The 18,337-nt window shown below is 64.5% G+C and carries 20 protein-coding genes, 1 tRNA gene and 1 riboswitch; of the genes, 11 read left to right on the top strand and 10 right to left on the bottom strand.

Features of this window, described 5'->3' with window-relative positions; genetic code table 11:
- Positions 1 to 17: 17 nt before the first annotated feature.
- A complete protein-coding gene (locus L0D16_RS01865) occupies positions 18 to 353 on the top strand; it encodes a hypothetical protein (RefSeq protein WP_243029639.1) in 336 nt (111 codons plus the stop codon).
- 461 nt (positions 354 to 814) lie between these two features.
- Here the strand turns inward: L0D16_RS01865 and L0D16_RS01870 are convergent, their stop codons facing one another.
- From L0D16_RS01870 to modA, 3 genes are read right to left on the bottom strand one after another with little or no spacing between them, the layout of a single operon-like run.
- The gene (locus tag L0D16_RS01870) at positions 815 to 1,825 is read right to left on the bottom strand and encodes an ABC transporter ATP-binding protein (RefSeq protein WP_243029640.1); all 1,011 of its coding nucleotides are present in this window, start codon (positions 1,823 to 1,825) and stop codon (positions 815 to 817) included.
- Positions 1,807 to 2,478 carry a molybdate ABC transporter permease subunit gene (modB, locus tag L0D16_RS01875; protein WP_243029641.1) on the bottom strand — a complete coding sequence of 224 codons (672 nt, stop codon included), beginning with the start codon at positions 2,476 to 2,478 and terminating at the stop codon, positions 1,807 to 1,809. The genes L0D16_RS01870 and modB overlap by 19 nt, the downstream gene beginning before the upstream one ends.
- A gap of 1 nt (position 2,479) precedes the next feature.
- Positions 2,480 to 3,334, bottom strand: a complete 855-nt coding sequence (gene modA, locus L0D16_RS01880) for a molybdate ABC transporter substrate-binding protein (protein WP_243029750.1) — start codon at positions 3,332 to 3,334, stop codon at positions 2,480 to 2,482.
- Between the two features lie 35 nt (positions 3,335 to 3,369).
- Positions 3,370 to 3,493, bottom strand: a riboswitch (molybdenum cofactor riboswitch).
- Positions 3,494 to 3,583: 90 nt separating this feature from the next.
- Between modA and argF the strand changes: the two genes are divergently transcribed.
- From argF to L0D16_RS01910, 6 genes are all read left to right on the top strand, one after another.
- Positions 3,584 to 4,489 carry an ornithine carbamoyltransferase gene (gene argF, locus L0D16_RS01885; protein ID WP_243029642.1) on the top strand — a complete coding sequence of 302 codons (906 nt, stop codon included), beginning with the start codon at positions 3,584 to 3,586 and terminating at the stop codon, positions 4,487 to 4,489.
- Positions 4,490 to 4,522: 33 nt separating this feature from the next.
- Positions 4,523 to 5,563 (top strand): N-acetyl-gamma-glutamyl-phosphate reductase, encoded by a 1,041-nt coding sequence (gene argC / locus L0D16_RS01890; protein WP_243029752.1) that lies wholly within the window; start codon positions 4,523 to 4,525, stop codon positions 5,561 to 5,563.
- Positions 5,554 to 6,699: a bifunctional glutamate N-acetyltransferase/amino-acid acetyltransferase ArgJ gene (gene argJ / locus L0D16_RS01895; protein WP_243029643.1), complete on the top strand. Its 1,146-nt coding sequence runs from the start codon at positions 5,554 to 5,556 to the stop codon at positions 6,697 to 6,699. Before argC ends, argJ begins: the two co-directional genes overlap by 10 nt.
- Before the next feature lie 521 nt (positions 6,700 to 7,220).
- Positions 7,221 to 7,793, top strand: coding sequence for a hypothetical protein (locus L0D16_RS01900; protein ID WP_243029644.1), 573 nt, complete (start codon positions 7,221 to 7,223; stop codon positions 7,791 to 7,793).
- 28 nt (positions 7,794 to 7,821) lie between these two features.
- Positions 7,822 to 8,100, top strand: coding sequence for a hypothetical protein (locus L0D16_RS01905; RefSeq protein WP_243026703.1), 279 nt, complete (start codon positions 7,822 to 7,824; stop codon positions 8,098 to 8,100).
- Positions 8,097 to 8,534: a DUF420 domain-containing protein gene (locus L0D16_RS01910; RefSeq protein ID WP_243029645.1), complete on the top strand. Its 438-nt coding sequence runs from the start codon at positions 8,097 to 8,099 to the stop codon at positions 8,532 to 8,534. The genes L0D16_RS01905 and L0D16_RS01910 overlap by 4 nt, the downstream gene beginning before the upstream one ends.
- Here the strand turns inward: L0D16_RS01910 and L0D16_RS01915 are convergent.
- From L0D16_RS01915 to deoC, 7 genes are read right to left on the bottom strand one after another with little or no spacing between them, the layout of a single operon-like run.
- Positions 8,521 to 9,048 (bottom strand): septum site-determining protein MinC, encoded by a 528-nt coding sequence (locus tag L0D16_RS01915; protein WP_243029646.1) that lies wholly within the window; start codon positions 9,046 to 9,048, stop codon positions 8,521 to 8,523. The genes L0D16_RS01910 and L0D16_RS01915 overlap by 14 nt on opposite strands.
- 9 nt (positions 9,049 to 9,057) lie before the next feature.
- The gene (locus L0D16_RS01920) at positions 9,058 to 10,803 is read right to left on the bottom strand and encodes a penicillin-binding transpeptidase domain-containing protein (RefSeq protein WP_243029647.1); all 1,746 of its coding nucleotides are present in this window, start codon (positions 10,801 to 10,803) and stop codon (positions 9,058 to 9,060) included.
- Positions 10,800 to 11,258 (bottom strand): rod shape-determining protein MreD, encoded by a 459-nt coding sequence (locus L0D16_RS01925; protein WP_243029648.1) that lies wholly within the window; start codon positions 11,256 to 11,258, stop codon positions 10,800 to 10,802. Before L0D16_RS01925 ends, L0D16_RS01920 begins: the two co-directional genes overlap by 4 nt.
- Positions 11,255 to 12,043, bottom strand: a complete 789-nt coding sequence (gene mreC / locus L0D16_RS01930) for a rod shape-determining protein MreC (protein ID WP_243029649.1) — start codon at positions 12,041 to 12,043, stop codon at positions 11,255 to 11,257. Before mreC ends, L0D16_RS01925 begins: the two co-directional genes overlap by 4 nt.
- Positions 12,040 to 12,615, bottom strand: coding sequence for a Maf family protein (locus tag L0D16_RS01935; RefSeq protein WP_243029650.1), 576 nt, complete (start codon positions 12,613 to 12,615; stop codon positions 12,040 to 12,042). Before L0D16_RS01935 ends, mreC begins: the two co-directional genes overlap by 4 nt.
- Complete coding sequence (locus L0D16_RS01940; protein WP_243029651.1) at positions 12,591 to 13,742, bottom strand: phospholipase D-like domain-containing protein; 1,152 nt, start codon at positions 13,740 to 13,742, stop codon at positions 12,591 to 12,593. Before L0D16_RS01940 ends, L0D16_RS01935 begins: the two co-directional genes overlap by 25 nt.
- A complete protein-coding gene (deoC, locus tag L0D16_RS01945; RefSeq protein WP_243029652.1) occupies positions 13,732 to 14,391 on the bottom strand; it encodes a deoxyribose-phosphate aldolase in 660 nt (219 codons plus the stop codon). Before deoC ends, L0D16_RS01940 begins: the two co-directional genes overlap by 11 nt.
- Before the next feature lie 73 nt (positions 14,392 to 14,464).
- Here deoC and ychF point away from each other — a divergent pair, with 73 nt between their 5' ends.
- From ychF to L0D16_RS01965, 4 genes are all read left to right on the top strand, one after another.
- Positions 14,465 to 15,589 carry a redox-regulated ATPase YchF gene (gene ychF, locus L0D16_RS01950; protein WP_243029653.1) on the top strand — a complete coding sequence of 375 codons (1,125 nt, stop codon included), beginning with the start codon at positions 14,465 to 14,467 and terminating at the stop codon, positions 15,587 to 15,589.
- A gap of 74 nt (positions 15,590 to 15,663) precedes the next feature.
- Positions 15,664 to 15,737: transfer RNA gene (locus L0D16_RS01955), tRNA-Gln, on the top strand.
- Between the two features lie 44 nt (positions 15,738 to 15,781).
- On the top strand, positions 15,782 to 16,141 hold the full coding sequence (locus L0D16_RS01960) for a response regulator (protein WP_243029654.1): 360 nt from the start codon (positions 15,782 to 15,784) through the stop codon (positions 16,139 to 16,141).
- 77 nt (positions 16,142 to 16,218) lie between these two features.
- The gene (locus tag L0D16_RS01965) at positions 16,219 to 18,315 is read left to right on the top strand and encodes a transglycosylase domain-containing protein (protein ID WP_243029754.1); all 2,097 of its coding nucleotides are present in this window, start codon (positions 16,219 to 16,221) and stop codon (positions 18,313 to 18,315) included.
- Positions 18,316 to 18,337: the final 22 nt, after the last annotated feature.

Below are 18,337 nucleotides of genomic sequence, written 5' to 3' on the forward strand. Positions count from 1 at the left end.
TTTTGTATATTGGGGCCATGGCCGCAAGGGGCTTGGGGCGGATGTTGGCCGTTTTCCTCTACCTCTTCCTCACCCTCACCGCCTCCACCGGGGTGGCCCTGCAGATGTACCTCATGCAGGTGCAAAACCCCGGGCTCAGAACGGACCTTTGCCAGGTCCCGGGTGAGGAGAGGGAGGTGGACCACTCCCTCTTCTGCGGCCTGCAGGTGGCCCCGGGCCTGCCTCCCATAGGGGAGGTGGCGCCTCCCACCCTGGTGGAGGTTTTGCGGTCCCGGGTCATCCCCAAGCCCGGTTACCCTGAGCCCCGGGAAAGGGCTATATCTCCCCGCTCCCCTCCTTTTGCCCAGAGCTAGGGTTTTTGCTGGCGTAAGGCGAAAGGTCTTCTGGGCGAAAGGAGGGTAGACCTTTGCAAGCAGTGGTGTATACGGATAGCTTGCACCTTTACGCTTCTGTGTACGGGGCCTTGCGTAAAGAGGGTTGGAAGGTGGGTTGGAAGGAGGGCCAGGGCCTGGCCCTAGCCGGTTTGGACCAGTTGGAGAAGGGGGAGGTGGTGGTGTGGTCCACCCCTTGGGGGCTTAGGGCCTACGATCCCTTTAACTTTGCCTTTTTGACCCAACGGGATGACCCCAAGTCCTTGGTCCCGGGGTTAAAGGGCCGGAGGGGCTTGCGGCTCCTCCTGGGGGAAAAGGAGGTTCTTTTGGCCTTGGGGAGGGGAGTGGAGGCAAAGGGGAAGCCCCTGGCCGAACACCTGGGGTGGCCTCTCCATCGGGCGCGTTTTTTCCTGAAGGGCCTCCATAACAAGTTTGGCTTACCCTTAGGGGACCTCCTCCGCCTGGCCCGGCATCAGGTGCAGGTAGTGGGGCTTCAAGGCCACGCGAAGCCGCTGGCCGGGATGCAGGCGAAGCCTTTCCTGCACGTGGCGGGGCAGGAGGAGGCTCAAGGCCACGGGTCCTTGGAAGTGCCCACGGTAGGCCAATCCCTCGGGATACAGGCTTGCGAGAACGCCTTCTAGCACGTTCTGGGGCGGGGGCGGCCGATCCTCCCGCACCACGATCACCTCCTCGGCCCGCACCCCCAGCCAGGCCTCTTGCCCTGGGCGGGCCCAGGGGGGAAGGGGTAGGTGGAGGTGGACCTGGCCGAGCCAGACCCCTCCTTCCCCGATGCGCACAGGAAAGAGGTTCTCGTACCCCAGAAGCCGGGCCACCTCCACCTCCTTGGGGGAGGCCAGGACTTCCTCGGGGGGGCCTTCCTGAAGGATCCTCCCCCGCCCCATCACCAGAAGCCAGTCGGCCATGCGGGCCAAGGCGGGGTCGTGGCTTACGGCCAGGGCCGGGATCCCCTCCTGGCGGATGAGGTTCACCAGCTCCCCCAGGATGCGGTCCTTGGTGAGGGGGTCCAGGGCGCTGGTGGGCTCGTCCAGGAGAAGGAGTTCCGGGCTTCTGGCCAAGGCCCGGGCCAGGGCCACCCGTTGCCTCTGCCCACCGGAAAGCTGGTGCGGGCGTTTATGGGCGTGGTCCAGAAGCCCCACCCGTTGTAAAAGGGCAAGGGCCCTCTCCTTGAGGTTTCCGCCCTTTAGGGGAAAGGCCACGTTCTCCCAGGCGGTCATGTGGGGGAAAAGGGCCAGGTCCTGGGGTAGGTAGCCCACGGGCCGCCTTTCCGGAGGAAGCCCCCCATAGGGCCGGCCCTCTGCGGGTACCAGGCCGGCCAGGGCCCTTAGGAGGGTGGTCTTGCCCACGCCGCTTTCCCCCAAGAGGACGGTGAAGCCCTGGATGTGGAAGCAGGCCTCGAGGAGAATGGGCTTTCTTATCAGGTAATGGACTTCCATGCCCGCCCCTTAGCTTCCAAAGAGCGTACGGCCACCAATAGGGCTAGGCTCAGGCCTAGGAGGACCAGGGCGGCTTTGGCTGCATCCGCAAAACGCAGGGCCTGCACCAGGTCGTAGATGTAGATGCTCACCATCTGGGTCTTTCCGGGGATGGAGCCCCCCACCATGAGGACCACCCCGAACTCCCCCAGGGTGTGGGCGAAGGCCAGGAGGGTACCGGAAAGGAGGCCCGGCCAGACCAGGGGCAGGACCACCCGTGTCCATATCTTGGCCTTGCCCACCCCGAGGGTCCGGGCCACCTCCAGGAGGTTCCGGTCCAGGGATAAGAAGGCCTCCCGATAGGCGGTAAGGGCGAAGGGTAGGCTAAAGAGGACGCTGGCGAAGACCAGGCCTTCAAAGCGGAAGGCCCAGGAGAGGCCCGTGAGCTTGTGCCATGGACCCTCCGGGCTCAGGAAGAGGAGGAGGTAGAAGCCTAGCACCGTGGGGGGCAGGACCAGGGGGAGGAGGAAGATGGCTTCCAGCAGGGACTTTCCTGGAAAACGATGGAAGGCCATAAGCCAGGCCAGAGGGATCCCCAAGAGGAGAAGGATAAGGGAGGCCAAAAGGGCCACCTCGAGGGAGAGGCGGAGGGCGGTCCAGAATAAGGGGTCCATGCTACTCGGCCTTTTCCTCCGGCAGGAGGAAACCGTAACGCTTGAAGATGGTCCGGGCCTCGGGGCTATCCACGAAGGTATAGAAGGCTAGGACCTCAGGGCGCTTGGCCCCCTTTAGGATCACGAAATCCTGTTCCAGACGCAGATGGCTCTCCAACGGGGCAAGCCAGTAGACCCCAGAGCGGGCAAGCGTCTCGTTCATGGCTAAAGATAGGGCCAGGATGCCGGCCTGGGTGGTGGTCAGGGCCAGCTGGGCGGTGTGGGAAATGTTCTCGCCATAAACGAACAGGAAGCTGGGCTTGCCCTGGCGGAGGGGGCTGGCATCCCAGTAGGCTTCCACCCCGCGGGAGAGCTTCTCCCAAGGGATCTCCTCCCAGGAGAGGCTAAGGAAAGGTTTCTTGAGGCCGGGGATGGGGGCGTCCTGCCGGCGCTTTAAAAGGCCGTAGTGTTCCAAAAGGGTGACGGCGGCCCGGCCATAGGGGGCGTGGACGGGGCTGGCGATGGCCAGCTGGGTGACCCGTGGGTCCTTGAGGGCTTCGGGGCCCGGTTTTAGACCCAGCCGGCGATCCAGCCAGATGACCATGCGCCCAATGGCGTAAGGTTTGCGGCTACCCCTTTCGGCAAGGCCCCTTTCTTCTAGAAGCTGGGGGTAAATCCTTTCCGCGGAGAAGAAAAGGTCGGCCGTGAGGCCTTGGGTGAGCTGGGTGTAGAACTTTCCCGAAGAACCGAAGGAGAGGAGGATGCGGATGCCCGGATTCTTGGCCTCAAAGGCCTTGGCCACCTGGGAAAGGGCATACTGTAGGTCGGCTGCGGCCACCACCCGCACCTCTAGGTTCTGAGCCCAGGTTAGGCTCATCCCCAGGATGCCGGCGAGGACCAGTATGGACGGCAGCTTGGCCACTGTTACCTCCTTTGCAACCATGGCAGGCGACGGGGTTACCCCCACCACCCCGGGGCCATAGACCCGGCCCGGGAAGCCCCAGGGGCCTACCCGGGCTCGGAGGCACCTGCATTATAAGGAACCCCCTAGGGGGAGCGAGGCAAGGGGCAAGGAGGTGGGCGGGGGTTGCATAAGTTTGCAGGATTGCGCTATCCTATAAGCCTCATGGTGGGAGATGCCCTCACCCGGCCCAAGGACCTTTTAGACTTTACCTTCTATGGCAAAAGGGAAGTGGAGGACCTTTTAGCCTTGGCGGAAACCCTTAAGCGGGAGCGCTATCGGGGAGAGGACCTCAAGGGCAAGGTGCTGGCCTTGCTCTTTGAGAAACCTTCCTTGCGCACCCGCACCACCCTCGAGGTGGCCATGCTCCACCTGGGAGGGCATGCGGTTTACCTGGACCAAAAGCAGGTGGGCATCGGCGAGCGCGAGCCTGTCAGGGATATCGCCAAGAACCTGGAGCGCTTTGTGGAGGGGATCGCCGCCCGCGTGTACCGGCACGAAACCGTGGAGGAACTGGCCCGCCACGCCCGTATCCCGGTGATCAACGCCCTTTCCGACCGGGCCCATCCCCTGCAGGCCCTGGCGGACCTCCTCACCCTGAAGGAAGCTTTCGGGGGATGGGAGGGCCTCGAGGTGGCCTGGGTGGGGGATGGGAACAACGTGTTGAACTCGCTTCTGGAGGTGGCCCCCTTGGTGGGCCTGCGGGTGCGGGTGGCCACCCCAAGGGGCTACGAGCCGGATCCGGCCCTGGTGCAAAAGGCAGGGGCCCTTTTCACCCATAGCCCCCAGGAAGCAGCCCTAGGGGCCCATGCCCTTTACACCGATGTCTGGACCAGCATGGGCCAGGAGGCAGAACGGGAAAGAAGGCTCCAGGACTTCAATGGCTTCCAGGTTAACGGGGAGCTCTTGCGGCTTCTCCGGCCCGAGGGTATTTTTCTCCACTGCCTTCCCGCCCATTATGGGGAGGAGACCACCGAGGAGGCGGTGCACGGGCCCCGGAGCCGGGTCTTTGACCAGGCGGAAAATCGCCTCCACACCGCCAAGGCCGTGCTCTTGCGCCTACTAAGCTAGGGGCGGCATCCCTTTGGAGGTACCGTGGTGAGGGTGGGAATCGTGGGGGCTTCGGGGTACGGGGGGGCTGAGCTCCTCCGCTTGCTGAAGGCCCATCCCGGGGTGGAGGTGGTGGGCTTTAGCAGCCGCAAATACGAGGGGAAGCCCCTTTCGGCTGCCTGGCCCCAGCTGTGGGACAGAAGGCCCTTCCATTCCCAAGAGGAGGTCCTGGAGCAGGCCGAGGTGGTCTTCCTGGCCCTGCCCAACGGTCTGGCCATGGGGCTTACCCCCGGGCTCCTGGAGGCGGGTAAACGGGTGATAGACCTCTCCGGGGACTATCGGCTTCCGCCGGAGGTTTACGAGGCTTGGTATGGCATTCCCCATAAGAGCCCGGGGCTTTACCCGGAGGCCATTTACGGCCTTCCCGAACTCCACCGGGAGGAGCTAAAGGGGGCAAGGCTGGTGGCCAATCCCGGTTGCTACGTGACGGCCACCACCTTAGCCCTGGCGCCCCTGGCCTCGGCAGGGGTCCTGCGGAGGGCTTTTGTGGTGGGCCTTAGCGGAGTTTCCGGGGCGGGGAGAGAGGGGGAGGGGACTTTCTTTGCCGAGGTCAACGAGAACCTCAAGCCCTACAAGGTGGGGGGTACCCATCGCCATATCCCGGAGATGGAGAGGAACTTGGGGCGTTTATTGGCCCAGGGGCCGAGGGTGAGGACCCACGGGCCAGTGGGGGAGATGCGCTTGACTTTTGTGCCCCACCTGGTGCCCATGACCCGGGGCATCCTGGTCACAGCGGAGGCCGAGGTGGATGGGGACTGGAGCCAGGGTACTTTGGACGAGCTTTATGGGGATTTTTACATAGGGGAGCCCTTTGTTCGGGTGCTGCGGGAGACTTTGCCCGAGACTAAAGGCACCTACGCCTCCAACCGGGTGGACCTGAAGCCCCTATATGAGCCCCGAACCGGGCGTGTCCTGGTGTTTGCCGCCTTGGATAACCTGGTCAAGGGTATGGCGGGCCAAGCGGTGCAGAACCTGAACCTGATGCTGGGTTTTCCTGAAGAAACCGCGCTTCCCAAGGAGGGGATATGGCCGTGAGACTGCCTTTGGGGTTCCGCGCAGGGGCCACCCGGGCGGGCATCAAGCCTTCGGGAAAACCCGATCTGGCCCTTTTGGTGTCCGGCCTTCCCGCTTCCTGGGCCTATGTGGCTACGCAGAATCGAGCCGCTGCCCCTTCCATACATCGGGGCAGGGCCCTTCACGCCCAAGGGGGTCCCTTACGGGCGGTGGTGGTTAACGCGGGCAACGCCAACTGCGCTACCGGGGAGCGTGGTTTTGGGGACGACCGGCGCATGGCCGAGGCCGCGGCCCTGCGTTTGGGGCTTTCCGTGGAGGAGGTCTTGACGGCTTCCACTGGGGTCATCGGCGTGCCCCTTCCCGTGGAGAAGGTGGAGGCGGGTCTACCCCAGATTGAGCTCACCCCCTATGCCGAGGCCTTCGCCGAGGCCATCCTCACCACCGACCTGGTGGCCAAGGTGGCCGAGGCTGAGGTGGAGGGGGCCAGGATCGTGGGCGTTGCCAAGGGAAGCGGCATGATCCACCCCAACATGGCCACCATGCTGGCCTTCCTGGTGACGGATGCTGCCTTGCCCCAGGAGGCCTTAAGGGAAATCTGGCGGGGCATTGTGGACCGCACCTTCAACCAGGTTACCGTGGACGGGGATACCTCTACCAACGATCTCGCCCTGGTGATGGCGAACGGGGCTTATGGTGGGGTGTCCCTCGAGGCCTTCGCCCCCGCCTTGGAAGGGGTGGCCCGGGAGCTGGCCAGGAAGATTGCCCGGGATGGGGAAGGGGCCACCAAGCTCATGACCGTGCGGGTGGTGGGGGCGGCCACGGAGGAGGAGGCCAGGCGGGCGGCGAGGACCATAGCGGGAAGCGCCCTCTGGAAAAGCGCCCTTTACGGAAACGATCCCAACTGGGGCCGCATTCTGGCGGCTTTGGGCAACTCGGGGGCGCGGTTTGACCCCCTGCGGGTGAGGATTCGGGTTCAGGGGCTTGCCCTCTACGCCGGGGGTGCCCTTCCCTTTGACCGGGAGAGGGCCAGCCAGGCCATGCGGGCCGAAGAGGTGGAGGTCTGGGTGGACCTGGGGGAAGGCCCTGGGGAAGGGGTGGCCTGGGGCTGCGACCTGACAGAAGGATATGTGAGGATTAACGCGCTTTATACCACGTAACTTGACTTGTTCGGAGTAACTTTCTAACATTGGAGCAGAGAGGTGAGTTATGAGAAGGTTTCTTTGGACTCTAGTGGGAATGATGGTTTTATCTTATGGCCTAGCTCAAACTCCGGGCTTGGGTTTTTACTCATCTAGTTTCTTCACGCCTATCGGTGTCCAGTATCAGAGCGGTATCTTGCGCTTGGGGCTAGGCCCTGCCATCATGGTCGGGGGTATTGGAGGAGATGTCGCTTTCATCCTGGGCAAAGATAGCTTGTCTTCCTCTCCGGGCCCAGGGATGATTCGGTACTACGGTTTTGGCTTGGGGGTGAGCGCCAATCTGAGTGGGCGTTCGTTTGTGATATTTCCTCACGGCTTTATGGGTACGGAGGTTCAGCTTCCTGACCCAGCGATTAGTACCTACCTTGAAACTGGGCTCGGTGTCTCTACCTGGCTCGGTGACAATGCGTTTGTGATCCCGTTCGCATACGCGCGCGTAGGGGTAATCCTAAGGTAAGCTTGCCGTTACCATAGAGGAGATGCGTACGCGTCTCCTCTTTCTTCTTTTCCTTCTGGCTTCCTGCGCTCGGCCGGATACCGCTTCCCCCGAGATAGGGTTGGTGGAGCCCTTGGGTGGGGCAGTGGCCCCGGGAAAGGAGCTCAGGGTTCAGGGGTATGCCTTTGACCCCGCGGGGGTAGTAAAGGTCCAGGCCAACGGGCAGGAGGTCTTGCTCCCTGAGGAGAGGGGCAAGCGCCTGGTCCATTTCCGCTTCCGCCTCCAGGCCCCGGCCTCGGGAAAGGTGGAGCTTCTTCTGGAGGCCGAGGACGCGCGGGGAAACCGGGGGGAGAAGCGGGTCCCCTTGGTGTTGGATGCCGTGCCCCCCCGCATCGTGGTGGAAAGGGTGGAGAGGGAAGGCGGCTTGTACCGGGTGTACGGACGGGTGGAGGACAACGTCCAGGTGGACCGGGTGGTGGTTCAGGTGGGCGGTCGCTACAGTCCCCTTTCCCTTCCCAAGGAGGCCTCGGTGGCCTTTTCTGCAGAGGTGCCCGCTGGGGCTATGCTGCTTGCGGTAGACGCTGCTGGTAACCGTACGGGCCGGCGCATTCCATAGGGGTAGGTATGGTACACTCCTTGGGGTTATGGGGCGGAGCGGCGACACCTTGGCGGACCTGGCCCGGGCCTTGAGGGGTACGCCCCTCGAGGCCAGCCAGGTCCCCAGGTTTCGCGAGATCGCCAGGCTTCTTCACCGGCTTCCCCCTGGGCGGGAACGGGATGGGCTTCTGGCGGTGGCCTACCTTAGGCTTTACCAGCTTTTAGGTCAAGAAGAGGATTATTTGAGAGGTTACAGCTATGCGCGCACCTCGCAGCTGGAGCCCGTGCGGCTTCTGGGCGAGCGTCTCGGGGAGGAAAGGGCGTGAAAGAGCTTTTGGGCTTGCTGGCGGTTTGGAGCATTGTCCTCTCGGGGTTGGCGCTACTGGCGGGGGTTGCCCTGATCAAAAGGGGGAAGAGGGTCTGGCATCACCGGGCCATGCTTACGGCCACCTTCCTAGCCCTTATTTTCCTGGTCTTTTACCTGGCCAAGTGGGCCCTTCACGGCACCACCGCCTACGGGGGGCCTGAGGCCTGGCGGGGTGCCTACTACTTCCTGCTCATCACCCACACCCTCCTGGCCGCCCTCAACGGACCCTTGGCCCTTTATGTGATCTGGCGGGCCTTTAGGGGGGAGTTCGTTCTGCACAAGCGTTGGGCCAGGGTGCTGGTGCCCATCTGGCTGTACGTGGCCGCATCGGGTTGGGTCATTTACCTCGTGCTGAAGCGGTACGGGGTAGAAATGGGAACTATCGCTTTCTAGCCGGTTCCACCACGATGGTTCCTTCCTGGACCCGGGCGATCTCAGGGCCCCGTGTGTCAAGGCCCTCCGGGGCTTGGGCCAGGTGGGGGCCGATGCGCACCTGCTTGGCGGCCAGTTCCAGGGCAAAGATGAAGCGCTCCGCGTCCCCCCCTGCCCCTGCATGGGCCAGACCCCGCAGTTTGCCCACCACGATCACGTCCCCCCCCGCCACCACCTCGGCTCCCGGGTTCACATCGCCCAGGATCACCACGGTGCCGGGGTGTTCCACCCGTTCCCCGGAGCGAAGGGTTTTGCTGAGGACCAGGGTACCGGCGGGGGGGCGGTTTCGGGGAGGGACTAGGGTGAGGGGCCGGCCCAGCTCCAGTAAGGCTTGGAGCACGTTCCCGGGTACGGGCCCGGCCACCTCCACCTCGAGGGGAAGGTCTTCCGGTAGCTTGAGGTTTCGGATTTCTTCCGGGGTTTCTCCCCCGTCCAAGCGTAGGGCTAGGGCCTTGGGGGTGGCGCGGAGCCGCATGGGGTTATTCTACCTGGCCTGGGCCTCCTCTACCCGCCAGTAAGCGGCCATCACCTTGCGCACGGCAGGAAGGGCCACGCGGCTTCCCTCGCCCCCGTTCTCAAAGAAGGCCACCACCACCAGTGGAGGATAAGGGGAGGTGGGGTCGGTGGGGCCATAGCCCATATACCAGGCGTGTTCCAGGCCTGCCCGCTTGCCTGGGGTTTCCGCGGTACCTGTTTTGCCACCCGTGGGCACGGGGAAGTTCCCAAGGACATGGCGGGCCGTACCTTGCTCCACCGTTTTTCGTAATCCGTCCTGGAGAATCCCCCAAAAACGCCCAGGTACCGGCTCAAGCTTGGGCCTAGTCTCCACCTGACCGATGCGCTTGACCAGATGAAGGCTGGGCTTTAGCCCGGAGTTGGCGATGGTGGAAAGCATGCGCGCCACCTGGGCTGGGGTGGCCAGGATGGCTCCCTGGCCAATGGCCAGGGAGAGGGTTTCGCCAGGGTACCAGGGTTCCTTCAGGGCTTCCCGCTTCCAGGCCCGGGTCGGGAGAAGCCCGGTCCGTTCCGCCACCTCCAAGCCTGTGGCCTCCCCAAGGCCCAGGAGCTTAGCCCTGGCCGCCAGGCGGTCCACCACCCCTAGGGGGTCCTGAGCCACCGCCTGGTAGTACCAGGTGTTGCAGCTCCAGGCGATGGCCTCTTTCACGGTCATAGGCCCCATGTCCCACGTGGCCCAGTTGCGGCGCACCTGGCCGCCAAAGACGATATAGGGGCTACACCGGTAGGGAGTGGAGGGGCTCACATACTCCTCCTCCAGAAGCGCGTAGCTAGTGGCTAACTTGAAGGTAGAACCGGGAGCATAGGGTTGGACGGCCCGGTTGAGAAGAGGAAGGTCTTTGTCGGTCAAAAGGGCTTGCACTTCGGGCGGGACGGGTCGTTTGGCGAAGAGGCCTGGGTCAAAGGAAGGGGCGCTGGCCATGGCCAGGACCTCCCCTGTTTTGGGGTTCACGGCCACGATGGCCCCCTTGGGCCGGGTGGCGGGAGGAAGGCCCTTGGCTCTCCGTCCGGCGTTGATGTCGGCCAAGGCTTCTTCCAAGGCCTTTTCCGCAGCCCTTTGCAGGTCCAGATCCAGGGTCAGGACCACGTCCTGCCCCGGGCTAGGCTCCTCCAGGATGTTTTCCCTGAGGCGTTCCCCCCGGACGTTGACCTCCACCGCCTTCAGGCCGCGCTTGCCCCTCAGGTAGGGCTCGAGGGCCGCCTCGAGGCCCGCTTGGCCCACCTGCTCGTCGGGGCTGTATCCCCGCTTCACCTGCTCGGCGTTGGCCTGAAGCACATACCCGAGGACGGGCCCCGAGATGGGGTTGGGGTAGTGGCGCTCAATCCGCTCCACCAGCCTGAGGTTTTTCTGTCCGGCGGTGATCTCTGCCAGGGTGGGAAGCAGGTATTCAGGCACTCCTGCTTTCAGGACCTGGGGGCCCTCTACCTTGGGAAGCTCCCGCAGGCCTAAAAGGGGTAGAAGCCTCTCGGCAAAGGCCACCTCCCCCCCTTCGTAAACCAGGTCCACCACCAGCCGGTCCTGGGCGATCACCCGGCCCTTGCGGTCCAGGATGCGGCCCCGGGGAGCGGGTAGGCCCTCGGTCTTCAGGTAGTTGCCTTGGCTCCGCAGGGCGTACTTCTCATGCTGCAGAACTTGCAGGTGCCAGGCCCTTAAGGCCAGGAGGCCGAAGGCCAGGAGAAAGAAGAGCATGAGGGCGTAAAGCCTGCTGGTCATGGTCGTCGGGGAGGCGGCAGGAGGCGCCACGCCAGGAGGGCCAAGGGAAGGGTGAGGAGGCCCTCGAGGAGAAGGTCTAGGGGCAAGAAGGCGGGAAGTTCCAGGCGCAGCCAGTAGGCTACCAGGAAGTAGCCCGCCCACTTGGCGGAAAAGGCCCAGATGAAGGAGAAGAGGATCCCAGGAGCCTCCCCCGGGGCCAGGCGGCGGCTCGCCGCATAATAGGCGTAGCTGGCGCTTAAAAGCCCTACCGCATGGAGACCCAAAAGCCCATATCCCAGGAGGTCTTGCACAAGCCCCAGGAAAAAGGCCCAGGGGAGGCCCAGGTAGTAGGGAAGGCTTCGGGCGTAGAGGAGGGCCAGGACCAGGAAGAGGTCCGGGGCCATCAGCCCCTGAGGCCAAAGGGCCCCTAGGAATCCGGAGAGGGCGAGGGTGATCAGGAGCAAAAGGCCCATCATAACGGCCTCAGCACGATAACCTCTTCCAATAGGGATAGCTCCACCAGGGGCCTGACCCAGGCCCGTAGCTTTAATCCACCTTGGACGCGCTCCACACGTTCCACCCGGCCCACGGGGAGGCCATCGGGGAAAAGGCCCAGGGGGGCTCCGGTGAGGAGCAGATCCCCCGGGGCCACCTTGACCGTGGGGGGGAACTCCGCCAGCAGGTGGTCAGGGGGAACACCCCGGGCTATCCCCCGTCCCGGGGCCTTCTCCGGCCGCACGCCCACCTGGCTTTCCGGGTCCAGAAGGGTACGCACCAGGGCTCGGCGTTCCTCCACCTCCACGATGAGCCCCACCAGCCCCTCCGGAGCGGTCACCGGCATACCCACCCGGAGGCCATCCCGTTCCCCTAGGCCCAGGATAAGCCGGCGGTAAAGCCCGGAAAGGTCCTCCCCCACCACTGGGGCCACCGCCACCACCCCGGGGGCCTGGGTGGCCTGGACCTTGAGGGCCCGGGAGAGGCGCGCCACCTCGAGGCGAAGCCTCCGATTCTCGCTTTCCAGTTGGGACAGCCGCGCCTTTAGGGCTCGGTTTTCCGCGAAGAGGTCTTGGCGGTTGAGGAGGGCGGTCAGAGCGGCCCGCAGGTTCTGCCCTAGGCGGTGGCCCAAGGTGGGAAGGGGGGCGGTGAGGGGGGAAAGGGTTAGGGCCAGGCGGGGGGCAAGGGGGCGCGTTAAGGCGGCCATGGCCAGGCCCAAAGCCAAGAGGAGGAGGAAAAGCCCCCGGCGCAGGGCCACTTCCCTCATGGCCTAAACCCCCTCTCCCAAAGGAGAGCAAAAACCCGGGCCACAGGCAGGCCCACCACCGTGTAGAAATCCCCCTCGATCCCCTGCAAAAGGGCCATTCCCAAGCCCTGGGCCCCGTAGCCCCCCGCCTTGTCCAGGCCCTCGCCGCTTTGCACGTACCAGGCGATCTCCTCTTCGGAAAGCCTGCGGAAGCGCACCTGGGTGGTGTGCACCTCCGCCACCAGGTCGCCTGGGGTACGCAGGTAGATGGCGGTGTGGACCCGGTGGGTTCTGCCGGAAAGGAGGCGGAGGAAGAGGTGGTTTTCCGCCCGATCCTTGGGTTTCCCGAGCACCCGCCCTTCCAGGTCCACCACGGTATCCGCCGCCAGTACCCACTCCCCTGGCACCGCTTCCCCCTTGCGCCGGGCCAGGGCCAGGGCCAGCTCCTTGGGGTCTAGGGGGAGGCTTTCCCCTTTCTCTTCCACCCCAGGGGGGACCACCCTTAAAGGGAAGCCCAGGGCCTCGAGGAGGGCCCTACGCCTCGGACTACCCGAGGCTAGGGTGAGCACTAAAGGGGCGTTCCTTCCTGCCATAGCCTCAGGAACTCCTGCCGGTAGCGCTCGGCCAGGGAGGGGCTTTTTAGGATGAGGAGATTTTCGTTGTTTACCTGCCAGGCCCTGGCGGTGAAGTTGTAGCTACCCGTGACCGCCCAGGTACCGTCTATCACCATGACCTTGTGGTGCAGGGTGTAAGGGTTGCCATCCTTGCGCACCGCTACCCCGGCCCGGAGGAGGTCGTCTTCCCGGCTATCCCGGAGGTTGCGGGTTTCCAGGAGGACCTGCACCCCCACCCCTCTCCTCTGGGCCTGGACCAAGGCCTTCACCACCTCCTGGTCCGTGAGGACGAAGGCCGCCACCAGAATCTCTTCCCTGGCCGCTTTTAGCCTTTCCAGGAGGGCTCCTCGCGCCATTGGACCCCCTCTTGGGCTGAAATAGGCGGTGCCCTCCAGGGAGAGGTTTTCGTCTGTAAGGGCGAAGGCCACGGGCTCTCCCAAGCCCTCCTTGTTGCCGCCAAAAAGGGCTTGGAACTCCTTGGCGTATCCCTGGGCCAGGGTGGGGGACGGAAGGAGAAGGCTATTCTCGTTGTTGCGGGCGAAGGCGTTCCAGGTCATGTTGGTGCTCCCAGTCCAGACCGCCTTGCCGTCCACCACCAGGAACTTATGGTGCATGAAGCCCTCCCGTTCGTCAAAGCAGACGGGAATGCCTGCGATCTCTTCGCAATCCAAGGATAGGGGCTTAACCCGTTGCCTCAGGGCTTCCTGGGGCACCCTGGGAGTTTCCCCCTGTTGGCCCAAGGCGGCTCCCACCAGGTAGCGGCGAAAATCGCTTCGGTAATCGCTTTCCCCGTACACCCTGATCCTTACCCCTCGCTCCTTGGCCCGCAGGAGGGCCCTGGCGATCTCCAGGTCGCGAAACTCGTAAAAGGCGCCCTCCAGGCTTTCCTTGGCCCCGGTTATGAGGGCCACGAGGCGGGCCTTGGCGGCCTCCCCCTCCTGGGGCATGAAATAGACCTCAACCCCTCCCCGTTCCGCCTGGGCGGGGGAGGAAACCGGGCCTGGGCGGAGCTCCTGGAAAAGCCAAAGGAGGAGAATGACCAGGAGGAGCACGTACCCCGGAAGTCCGGCCAGGGTGGATTTTCGCCGCCGCCTTTTAGTACCCATCCCCACTTTCCCCTTTCACCAGGGCTACCCCGCTGGAGGTGCCCAGCCGGGTGGCCCCTGCTTCCAGAAGCTTGCGGGCCATCTTCGGGTCACGGATGCCGCCTGCCGCCTTCACCTGGGCCCGGCCCTGGGCTATGGTTACCAGGAGTTCCACATCCTCGAGGCTGGCTCCCCGGGGCCCAAAGCCGGTGGAGGTCTTCAGGAAGTCGGCCCCACCCCGGATGGCGGCCTCGGCCAGGGCTTCTAAAGCCTTGGGGGTGAAGTGGCCTGTTTCCAGAATCACCTTAAGGACGGTACCCGGCACCGCTTGGCGGACGGCGCGGACTTCTCCCTCTACATAGGCGTAGTCCTGGGCCAGGGCCCGGCCCAGGTGGATCACCATGTCCACCTCATGGGCTCCATGGGCGAAGGCTATGGCCGCCTCGAGGGCCTTGACCTCCTGGGTTTGGTAGCCCAAGGGGAAGCCCACCACGGTCACCAAGCGAAAGGGGGCATGGGGGTAACGCTCCCGCACCAAGGGGACGTAGGACGGGGGGATACAGAGGCCGAAAAACCCGTATTCCAGGGCTTCTTCCGCCACCTTTAGGATCGCTTCGGGGGTGGCGGTGGGTTGTAGAAGGGTGTGGTCAATGTGGGCGGCCAGGTCCATACCCTGCCATCATACGCAAAGGGTGTGATAGGATGAAAAGAGGCCCCTTGGTGGGGCTTTTTTTGAGGTCAAGATGCTGGCTGTGGGAATCGTCGGTCTACCCAACGTGGGCAAATCCACCCTCTTCAACGCCCTCACCCGGGCAAGGGCTGTGGCGGCCAACTACCCCTTCGCCACCATTGACAAGAACGTGGGGGTGGTGGCCTTGGAGGACCCAAGGCTTTACGCCTTGCAGAGGGTGTTTGCCAAGGGCGATAGGCTGCCTCCCGTGATCCCCACCCATGTGGAGTTTGTGGACATCGCTGGGTTGGTGAAGGGTGCCCATAGGGGGGAAGGCCTGGGCAACCAGTTCCTGGCCCACATCCGCGAGGTGGCGGCCATCGCCCACGTGCTTCGCTGCTTTCCCGATCCCGATGTGGTGCACGTGATGGGCCGGGTGGATCCCCTGGGGGATGCCGAGGTGGTGGAAACCGAACTCCTTTTGGCTGACCTCGCCACCTGGGAAAGGCGTCTTGAACGGCTGCGGAAGGAGGCCCGGGCCAACCGGGACCTGGCTCCTGTCCTCGAGGTGGCGGAGGCCCTTTACGCCCACCTGCAGGAGGGGAAGCCCGCCCGCACCTTCCTGGGAAACGGGCAGGAGGGGGAGGATACCGAGCTCCGCCGCCTGCTCAGGGAAACCCCTCTCCTCACCGCCAAGCCGGTGATCTATGTGGCCAATGTGGGCGAAGAGGACCTGCCCGAAGGTGAGGATAACCCCCATGTCCGGGCGGTCCGGGAAAAGGCCATGGCCGAGGGGGCGGAGGTGGTGGTGGTCTCGGCCCGTCTGGAGGCGGAACTGGCCGAGCTTTCTCCGGAGGAGGGGCAGGAGCTTCTCGCCGCCTATGGCTTGAGGGAAAGCGGCCTGCAACGCCTGGCCCAGGCGGGGTATAGGGCGCTTGGCCTCATCACCTTCTTCACCGCCGGGGAGAAGGAGGTGCGGGCCTGGACGGTGCGCCGCGGGACCAAGGCCCCCGAGGCGGCGGGGGAGATCCACTCCGACATGGAGAAGGGCTTCATCCGGGCTGAGGTCATCCCTTGGGAAAAGCTGGTGGAGGCTGGGGGATGGGCCAGGGCTAAGGAGAGGGGCTGGGTGCGCCTCGAGGGCAAGGATTACTTGGTGCAGGATGGGGATGTCCTCTACATTCTCTTTAACGTGTGAGGGGGGTTTGACGGGAAAGGCCCGTTGCCCTACAATCTGGATGGCTTTGCCCCTTGGGGCAAGCGCCTGAATGCTGGGGCGTCGTCTAATGGCAGGACAGCGGACTTTGGATCCGCCGGTCGTGGTTCGAGTCCACGCGCCCCAGCCAAATCTTTTCATATCCTTTTCGCACCCCTTGGATAGACTGGCCCCGTGGCGACGGATTATCCGGGGCTTCTCCTATTAAGCCGCAACGAAGCCCTGCGGGCCTATGTGGACCTGGTGCTGTCCGAGAAGGGCATCCCTGTTCGCCACTTTGACCTGGCCCGGGAAGGGCTCTTTTGGCTATTGGACCACACGCCCCGGTATGTGCTTTTAGACCAGGATCTGGACGTGGACCCCTTTGCCGTGGCTGCCCGCATCCGGCATGTGCGCCGGCTTAAGGAGGTGCCCTTGGCGGTGCTCATAGAGCCCAACGAGAGGCTCAGGACCACCGCGGAGGTGGTGCGGGTGAGGGCCATAGAAAAACCCCTCACCCGGGACAAGCTCTTCGGCTTTTTGGGTTTGGGGTAGGCCCATGTAAACTGAGGGGCGTGCGGGTGCTCCGCTTCCTGTTCCTCTTGCTGGCCGGCCTTTTCCTGGGAGCAGGCATGGCCTTGGGGTATTTGGCCTATGCCTATACCCGCGACCTCCCTGACCTCTCCCAGTTTGACCGCTTGCGCCTCACCGCCACTTCTACCCTTTATGCCCGGGACGGCACCCCTCTGGCCCAGATCGCCAGCGTGGAGGAGGGGCGGGCCATCCACCGGAGCCTGGTGCGGCTTACCGAGGTTTCCCCGGCAGCGGTGGCGGCCGTGGTCTTTTCGGAGGACCGCCGCTACTTCCAGCACTACGGCGTGGATTTCGTGCGCCTGTTTGGGGCCCTTTATGCCATCCTTCGCGGGGATCTCCAGGGAGGAAGCACCATCACCACCCAGGTGATCAAAAACACCCTGCTCAAGGAGCTGGCCCAGGCCCGTTCCCTGGAGCGGAAGTTCAAGGAATGGGCCTTGGCCCTGGAGCTGGAGAGGCGCTACACCAAGGAGGAGATCCTGGAGATGTACCTCAACGTGGTGCCCTGGGGGGGTAACGCCGTGGGCATCAAGGGGGCAGCGGAAGCCTATTTTGGGAAGGATCCGGCGGCCTTGACCCTGGCGGAGGGCCTCTACCTGGCCTCCCTTATCCCGGCTCCCAACGCCCGTTACCAAGACCTGAAGGGGGTGCGGGAGCGGATGCGCCTCCTTTTGAACCAGATGGTGGCCGAGGGCTGGGTGAGTCCGCAGGGGGCCGAGGCCGCTTGGCGGGAGCCCTTGGCGCCCAGGGGGTGGGAGGTGCGCTACGACGGGGAGGGAAACCTTCTGGAAGCCAGGCTGGTGGATCCCGAGGATCGCATCCTCAGGCAGCTGGACTACCGGATGGCCCCCCACTTTGTCCTCGAGGTGCGCCGCTTCCTCGAGGCCCGTTTCGGGAAGGAAAAGGTCTACAGCGAGGGGGGGCTGAAGGTGTACACCACCTTGGACCCAGCCATGCAACGGGCGGCGGAGGCTGCCGCCAAGGGGGCCAGGTTGCCGGAGGGGGCGGAGCTGGCCATCGTGGGACTGGACCCCGAAACAGGGGAGGTTCTGGCCCTGGTAGGGGGAGTGCGGCGGGAAGGGGACGAGTACAACCGGGCCACCCGGGCCCTGCGCAACCCAGGGAGTGCGGTGAAACCCTTTGTCTACGCCACCGCCTTTGAAGAGGGTTGGACCCAGGCCAGCTGGGTTCCCGACCGCCCCCTGGAGTTCCCCGACCCCAGCCAGAAGGGAGGGGTATGGCGGCCCAAGAACTTCTCCGGTACCTTCCTTAACCGGGAGGTTACGGTGCGCTACGCCCTGGACCTCTCCCTCAACCTGCCCGCCATCTATACCGCCCAGGCCATTGGGGTGGAGAAGGTAGCCAAGAAGCTTTCCCAGGCGGGGTTTGCCGTCAAGTACCCCACCCTGGCCATAGCCATCGGGGGCGCCTCCATCACCCCGGTGGACCTGGCGGCAGCCTACGCTGCCTTCGCCAACGGAGGGTATCGGGTGACCCCCATCTACGTGAAGCGGGTGGAGGACGCCCAGGGGCAGGTGCTTTACCAAGCCTTTCCGGAACGGCGCCGCCTTTTTGACCCCCAGGTGGCCTACCAAGGGTGGGACCTCTTGAAGGGATACGTGTACGACCTGGGGGAGAAGGGCCTGGCCAAGGGGGCCCGTATCCCCGGCCGGGTGGTGGGGGGGAAGACGGGGACCACCAACGAGGCCCGCGACCTCTGGTTTGCTGGGGTGACCCGGGGGCTTTCTGCGGTGGTCTGGGTGGGCCGCGACGATAACAAGCCCCTGCGCATGGGGGGGAGGGAGCCTTCCAGCTCCGTGGTCAACCCCCCCATCTGGCGGGAGTTTGTGGCTGCGGCCTTGAGGGGACGTCCAGGAGGGGATTTCCCCCCGCCAGCGGGCCTGGTGCAGGTAGAGGTGGACCTGCTTTCGGGCCAGCCCTCCCCGCAGGGGGTGAAGGCCTGGTTTCCTGAGGGGAAGGTGCCCGTGCCGGTCCTAACGCCTTCCTTGCAGGAAGGGGAGGGACGTTCCCAGGGCGCTTCCCCGGCACCTTCTGTCCCGGCCGGGGTGAGCCCTGCGGACCACCCCCCGGATTCTACCCAGGAAGGTTTTCCTGCCTTTCCACCCGGGCAGTGAGGATCTCGAGGAGGAAGCCGTG

The sequence above is a fragment of the Thermus altitudinis genome (assembly GCF_022760835.1).
GTDB lineage: Bacteria > Deinococcota > Deinococci > Deinococcales > Thermaceae > Thermus > Thermus altitudinis.